Origin of the sequence: Streptosporangium sp. G11, from assembly GCF_051192615.1 — a bacterium.
Classification (GTDB): domain Bacteria; phylum Actinomycetota; class Actinomycetes; order Streptosporangiales; family Streptosporangiaceae; genus Streptosporangium.
Genome location: NZ_JBPJUQ010000216.1, coordinates 1 through 3,434, shown reverse-complemented (window position 1 = coordinate 3,434; position 3,434 = coordinate 1). Strand labels below are relative to the sequence as shown.

The window sequence follows — 3,434 nt, the reverse complement described above, 5'->3', positions numbered from 1 at the left end:
CCACGACCGAGGCCGCCTAAGATCAACCCACGGCACCTACCTCGTCGAGCCTTTTACACCGCTCCGAGGACGCGACCCTCCGCGCCGACCGCGCCGACCGCGCCGCAACAGGTGCCGCGTAACGAGCGGGGATCATTCAGACATTCGGGATCATGCTTTTTGAAGCCGTTATATGGCGGCCGCCGAAAGTACCTCAATCCCGGTGATCACCAGTCGAGCCGTCACCTCTATCTTGCCCTGTCGTTATCCAGGCCATGATCACCGATCGATCGTCATCGAACGTAAGGTGGACCACGATTTTGAGGACGAAGCCAACGGTCCGAGGGATAGCTTTGGTGACCGCGGGGATGCTTGCTGGAGCCGTGCTGACGGCCGGCGGAGCCGCCTTGGCCACCGGGATGAGCCAGGAGGTCATCCACGGCTGTGTCACCACCGCGACCGGCGCGCTGCGGGTCATCGCCGAAGGAACGACATCGTGCGAACCGGGAGAGACCTGGTTGGACTGGAACCGTCAGGGACCGCCCGGGCAGTTCGCGATCTTCACGATCAAGGGCTCAGGTGGTGCGATCGCGCCCGGTGCCACCGCCACTCACCGGGCTGATTGCGGTGTTGGAAACTACGCGATCTCCGGCGGCTACTCAGGCAGTGTGGCCGGCGCACCGGTCAGCGTGATCGCCAACACCATCGACAGCAAGAACACCACTGCCTGGAAGGTCAGCGTCGTCAACCACAGCCAGACACAGACCTACCACGTGGCGACCTACGCCTCCTGCGTCCCCGCCGCACCGTAAAGCATCCCGCAAGCCGTTGCTCATGGTCTCGAACAATGGGTCCGCACTGACCTCGCGGCCGTTTGAACTCCCGTAGGTATGCGGTGCGACGCAGCCGCCAGCTGAGCTGTTACCCAGCTGGCGGCTGCTGTCGACGAGCGACCGTGACGGGCGGGTGAACCGCGGTGGGGTGTGCGGCGTCGTATCTGTTGTGGATCTTGTCAGGCGCCGTGGGCTGCGCTTCGCGGCCGCGGCCGCCACCTTATGGGGTTCCGGTAGTAATCGCCGAAAATCCAACGGATATTCCCCTGACCTGCTCGGATGTGAGGGCGTCGTATCGCTGGTGTGCCGGTTGGTGGGTGCGGCGGGCTGAGCTGAAGATGCCGCTGACCTCGCCGGAGTGCTCCACGTCGACGCTGGCGAAGCAATATCCGTTGGATTTTCCGCTGTTGCTACCGGGACCCCAACCTGGACTCTGTCCGGTCAACCGAACCACATCCCCGCAGGTAGGCGCGTCGGCAGCCATGCGGAGCGCAATCCGGCCCCAGGCTGGGCACAGTCGTCCACAGCCGAAACCCTGGCTCTCGGACTCACCGTCCGGCCTGCGGATTCGAGTGACCGCGGCCCGTTTCTGCCGTATTCCGGTGGCACCCCTAAAGGTCCCGGCTCCCGAGACGCTCAGTTGGGCGCAAGCCGCCCCCGGGAGAGCGCGTCGTCGCGGCAACGCACGTCAAGCCCGACGCCCGGACGATCGGGATGACCTCAGCCATCCTCAAGATCATTCCTTAGCGTACGTTTTCTCTTCACTGTTCCTCAAGGGCCGAAGTGAGCTTGTCGACGCCGGGGGCGTAGGCGGTCATCCAGTGCGGATGCAGCCGGTAGTAGACCACGTCGTTGTCCCAGTCGGAGAAGTCGCCGTAGAAATCCTTGAAGTAGGCGAGCAGGTCCGGCCAGTCCTCGGCCGGTTCGCTGTCCTCAGGGTTGAGGATCTCCACCGTGCCGTGGGTGAACACGCCCAGGTCCTCACCGCGCATGTGCGCGGCGCTGACGGCGGGGCGGGCGGCCAGGTGGCGGGTCTTGGCGGCGCCGCGCGCCGTGCCGAAGTGCCACTTGCCGTGCAGGAAGTGCCCGTCTACACCGCTGATCCGCGGCTCGCCCTTCGCCGTCACGGTGGACAGGGCGAGGGTGCACATTCCGGTCAGGATCCGGGTGAGCTGCTCCGCGGTCAGGGTGTTCTCGGTGACGATCGAGCGGAGGTGCAAGGTAGAGCGGGAAAGGGAGGCTTCGAGGAGAGCCTGAAGTTCCTTGAGCTCCTCGGGGGTTTCGCGCATTGAGGTCCTTGTCTATCTGTGAGGCCCCGGTCCACACTCACATCGGCGCTGACCGGTGAACCGATGATCGCTCTAAAACCCGACGCCTTGTGTCATGTTTTTCGGCCGTCCTGCGAAAACCGCCGGGGCGCCCGGCCGGCGTCCTTCCTTTGGACTTGTCCCAGCCGCCGCCCGGATTGGCGATCGGTCACGTCGTCTCGATGACGACCCCCAGTCTTGTGGCTGGAGTTGTGGGCGTTCGTGGGTGTTCCGTTTGGGGGTGCGGCCGGAATACGGCAGAAAGGGGCCGCGCCCATCTGCAACCGCAGGTCGGATGGCACAGTCGAGGCAGGGGTTTCGGTGACCGCCCGCCGCACGTCGGATGGGGCCGGAATGCCGGGCGAACAGTGGTTGGCGCGTTTACCTGCGGTGATGCGGTTCCGGAGACCGGGCAGAGCCATGCTTCTGTCTGGTCAGGGGTCGGCGCGGTACGTTTCTGCCGTATTCCGGCCGCACCCCCACTGACATCATCTCCGCGCGCAACACCAACGGCTTGTTAACGCCACTGACGGTTCGGTTGCTGCTCAACCCGGGATCTTGGGACTATCCGGCCGGAATTGAACGTTAATCCTTCCGCTGCTGGGCAGCGTGGGGTCAGCAGTCTCCGAAGACGCCGATCGAGAGGGCTTTTCCGAGGCTTGGACGTCGACTTCCCACAGCTCAGGACGCGCCGGTCGGTCTTAGCGTTCAATTCCGGCCGGATAGTCCCAGCACCCCGGCACGTAAGGCACGTCGGGGTCAGCCAACGTGCCTTACAAGTATCCGAGGGTTGCAAGGCACGTACGGTGAGGAAATGCGCCTGGAACAGGTGTGGGAAGCGACCGAGGCGATGGTGTCGCGTCGCGAGCTGCGCCAGGCGGTCGCCGCGGTGACTGACATGGTTCCCCCGCCCGGTGCCGACCCCGATGAGGAGGTCCGGGCGCTGCTCGCAGCGAAGATCTCAACGGTATCGGGATTCCTCAAGACGCTCACCATGGTGCTGGACTTCGGCGCGACCGTGGAAGCCGAGCGCGTGCTGGCGGCGATGAAGCAGTTGCCGCGTCTGCTGGACGGGCGCAAGAAGAAGGTGACCGAGGCTGACATCGACCCGGGCTTGGTGGCCGGGTCGTGGGAGCGGCTGGTCTTCCGCACGCTGCCGAACGGCAGCACCGTCGACGGGAACGCTTACACGTTGTGCGTGCTCACCCAGTTCCACTGCCATCTCAAACGCCGCGACGTGAGGTTCCCCCGGTTTCCCGGAGTGTTTCCTATGTGGTTTCGGTCAGCTCGGCGTGGCTGCTGACAGTGTCGGGTA

General features: G+C 64.8%; 3 protein-coding genes. 2 read left to right on the top strand and 1 reads right to left on the bottom strand.

Annotated features, from left to right (window positions below):
- Positions 1-335: 335 nt before the first annotated feature.
- Positions 336-791: a hypothetical protein gene (locus ACSDR0_RS49810; protein ID WP_435295996.1), complete on the top strand. Its 456-nt coding sequence runs from the start codon at positions 336-338 to the stop codon at positions 789-791.
- Positions 792-1,573: 782 nt separating this feature from the next.
- Here the strand turns inward: ACSDR0_RS49810 and ACSDR0_RS49805 are convergent.
- Positions 1,574-2,101, bottom strand: a complete 528-nt coding sequence (locus ACSDR0_RS49805) for a pyridoxamine 5'-phosphate oxidase family protein (RefSeq protein ID WP_435295995.1) — start codon at positions 2,099-2,101, stop codon at positions 1,574-1,576.
- 832 nt (positions 2,102-2,933) lie between these two features.
- On the opposite strand from ACSDR0_RS49805, the gene ACSDR0_RS49800 reads away from it, so the two are divergent.
- Positions 2,934-3,422 carry a hypothetical protein gene (locus ACSDR0_RS49800; protein ID WP_435295994.1) on the top strand — a complete coding sequence of 163 codons (489 nt, stop codon included), beginning with the start codon at positions 2,934-2,936 and terminating at the stop codon, positions 3,420-3,422.
- Positions 3,423-3,434: the final 12 nt, after the last annotated feature.